General features: G+C 56.7%; 3 protein-coding genes. 1 reads left to right on the forward strand and 2 read right to left on the reverse strand.

All coding sequences use genetic code 11. The annotated features are described in order from the left end of the window. Positions 1 to 205: 205 nt before the first annotated feature. Both RTI30_RS13770 and RTI30_RS13775 read right to left on the reverse strand, forming a co-directional pair. Positions 206 to 451, reverse strand: a complete 246-nt coding sequence (locus tag RTI30_RS13770) for a hypothetical protein (RefSeq protein WP_312284076.1) — start codon at positions 449 to 451, stop codon at positions 206 to 208. 1,478 nt (positions 452 to 1,929) lie between these two features. Continuing rightward, positions 1,930 to 2,073 (reverse strand): hypothetical protein, encoded by a 144-nt coding sequence (locus RTI30_RS13775; protein WP_312284077.1) that lies wholly within the window; start codon positions 2,071 to 2,073, stop codon positions 1,930 to 1,932. A gap of 596 nt (positions 2,074 to 2,669) precedes the next feature. Between RTI30_RS13775 and RTI30_RS13780 the strand changes: the two genes are divergently transcribed. After that, positions 2,670 to 2,927: HD domain-containing protein (locus RTI30_RS13780; protein WP_312284078.1), on the forward strand; the 258-nt coding region annotated here is incomplete at its 3' end.

The raw sequence follows: 2,927 nt of genomic DNA on the forward strand, positions 1-2,927 counted from the left end.
TTCAGGCATTTGCTCGGATGATGGAAACAAGTCCTTTGCGGGTAGCGCCCCCCGACCCCACTCTCGAATCAAATTACCCCATGCATGACTGAGGTGAGCATTTGATATGGCCCCACGAGCTGCGCGGGTTTCTCGCTAGAGAAACCCTTAAGCGCGCCTGCTTAAAAAGCAGGAAAAAAGCGGGGGTCATTGGAAAGGGAATTTCCTATCTTTTGCGAACCCGATAGGCCGGTATTACAGACAAGTCGATAATGCCGTGGTCCTCAATGTCGGGGGCCTTTCGGCCTTGCTGAATGGCCGAGGCCTGCGCCTGCCCCTCGGCCCGCTTCCGGTCTCTGTAGGCCTTGGATGCTGCCCTCTGTGCTGCCTTGGTGTCTTTGTGGACCTTGGGCCTGCCACGCGGCTTGGGTATTGGCGGTATTCCTGGCAGGTCCGGCTGTTCGTCTCGCATGGCTCGATCCCCATGTTACTGTGATGGGTATATTATATATGACGCGTCATATAAATTCAATTATTAAATATGACGCGTCATATATAATTAGGCGGGCGAGTCGTTGCATTGTCGAGTCCGGCACAGTCGCCAGCTATAGGCACGGAAGCCAAGCCGGCCTCGATCCATTGGCAGACCATCCAGCCTATGCACGGCACGGCTGGTGATCGAGCCGGACGCGCGACGGGCGCGCCTCGCCTGCGAGGGGTCCCCGCCCCGAAGGAGAAGGGGACGGTGGGCGAGGTTCATCCGGCGAATCGGATTGCACAGGTCGGCAAGGGGGTTTCCAAAGGGGGCGTAGCCCCTCTTGGCCTACTGTCGTAGCGCGGCTACGGCTAGTAGGTTACGTCATAAGGCGCGGCCTTATCCCGCAACCCCCCTCCCATCCGTGCTGGACATCGAGGCCTCGACTACCCTTGGCCGATGTCTTGAAGGATACGCTTTCCCCCGTAAAGCTGCCCTCAGTCCTGCGCTCGCTTCGCTCGCTAGGCCTTCAGCCAGCCTGATTTAGTTTTCCCGATCTAACGATCTGGACCGCTTAGGATGCGTCCTACCAAGCCCTCCATACCTGGGTGACTCCCCTTGTTATCGGGCTTCGTGCCACCAGGCTTGAGGGAGGGAGGGAGAGAGCTACGGGCAAACCGCACCCTAGAACGCCAAGCTCATGCTTTTGCGCTCCAGGGCTTGCCCGTGCCACCAGGCCGTCGGTCGATCGGTCGGTCGCGTAGGGGCAGGTAGCTAGTGCTAGCTCCTTGCAGTGAGATTCAGGGATGCACTCCCCCCTCTGGCAGGTTCTCACCACCAATGCGGGGCGGCTCACTTGTTATCCGCCGCCGTCCTGCGGAAGGTTCCCCCGCATTGGCTACCTCTCTGTCCGGCTCTCCAAAGGTTCCCCATCCTAGCCGGTTAGTAATGACACGGGGCGCCGGATCGGGCCGTTATCACGACAGGAGCGAGTCACATTCCCCGCCGTGATCTTGGGACGCATGAGCGACACCCGTGGCCTTGGACGCATCCAAGGCAGATAGGCTCATCTAGGGAGGGGCGCGGGAATGCCCGTAAAGGGGCCAGAAATGCCCTAGAAGGCGCGAAAGGCGCGCAGAAGGTGCAAAGGTAGGGGGGAGGTGAAAAAGGGCGTTATAGGCCACGATTCACCCCCGCGACAGACGGCACTCGATGCGCTCGGCCTATGTCGGGGGGCGGGAAAGGATAGGCACGCGTGATGGTAGCGGTGCTTTCTTGGCTGGTGGGTTTGGTTACAACTTCAAAATTGGTTACCATGTCTCTGCTGCTCCTGTGTTCTGGACAGGACTGCCATGCTGATGGTGTTTGCCTCACCGATCAGCGACTTGGTTCCATGTTAGTGTTTTTTTTCGTTTAGCGAAACTCCTTACCCCCGGTCTCTGCTCCGATGCGACTGGGGGTTTTTGTTTGTGGCCTCACCAAGGCCACCAGCGGCGACGCTTGGTCTCTGGGCCTGCCAATAGCTTCTGTTCTGCCGCCTCGATGCGGGATCGCAGCCATTCCTCCCGTTCCTTGGCCTCGGCCAACTGCGCCTGTAGGGCCAGGACCAGCTTTTCCATCTCTTGAAAACGCGCCTCCAACTCTATGTAACGGTTACGAAAATTTGATGTATCTTGCTGCTCATTTTGCGTATCCTCTGTTGTATCGTGCAGTACACCGAATACCCGCATGATCTCGGCGGTGTCGATGATTGGCCTACCCCTATGGTCTCTCTCAACCGTTATTTTTCCGGGATAGATATACCCCCTATAAAGCTGCTGCCTACCGATCCCAGCCAGCTTTGCCGCCTCTGTAACTGATACTTTTGCCATCGTCTTTCTTTGTATCCCATGGTGTGTAGTTGCGTGCGATCATGGCATCTTGGGGGATATGGTGAAAGCGTATGCAGTATCTACCACTGTTCCGGCCAACAGGAGCAAACGCAAGATAAAGGGTAATGGCCTTGGATGCTCTGGTTTGGTTTACTTGCCATTGACCTACCAAGTCGCCCTAGGGGTAGGCATCAAGCCAAAATGACGGCTTCACCGATTTGTCTCATAACCGCCCCTCACCGGCAGGTAGGAAGCTCAGCAAAATCAGGTTATCCGCCGAGCCGTGGAGTAGGCCGACGAGACAGAAGGGCGCAAAAGGTCTGTTTTTTTAGCAAGGGTTGAATATGAATTTTGTAGACCGGGCACTTTATGCGGCTCTCAACGAAAAGGACGAATACACCGCCAATCACTGTGCTCGGGTCGGCGATCTTGCCGAGGCTCTTGGCCAAACCATCGGTATCCCCGATCAAGAATTGCAATTACTGCGCGATGCGGGCCTTGTCCATGACGTCGGCAAAATCGGCATACCCGACGGCGTGCTACTTAAGCACGCCCATTTAGATGCCCACGAATGGGAAATCATGAAAACCCATTCCGTGCGC

Origin of the sequence: Candidatus Igneacidithiobacillus taiwanensis (genome assembly GCF_031962545.1) — a bacterium.
Taxonomy (GTDB): Bacteria; Pseudomonadota; Gammaproteobacteria; order Acidithiobacillales; family Acidithiobacillaceae; genus Igneacidithiobacillus; species Igneacidithiobacillus taiwanensis.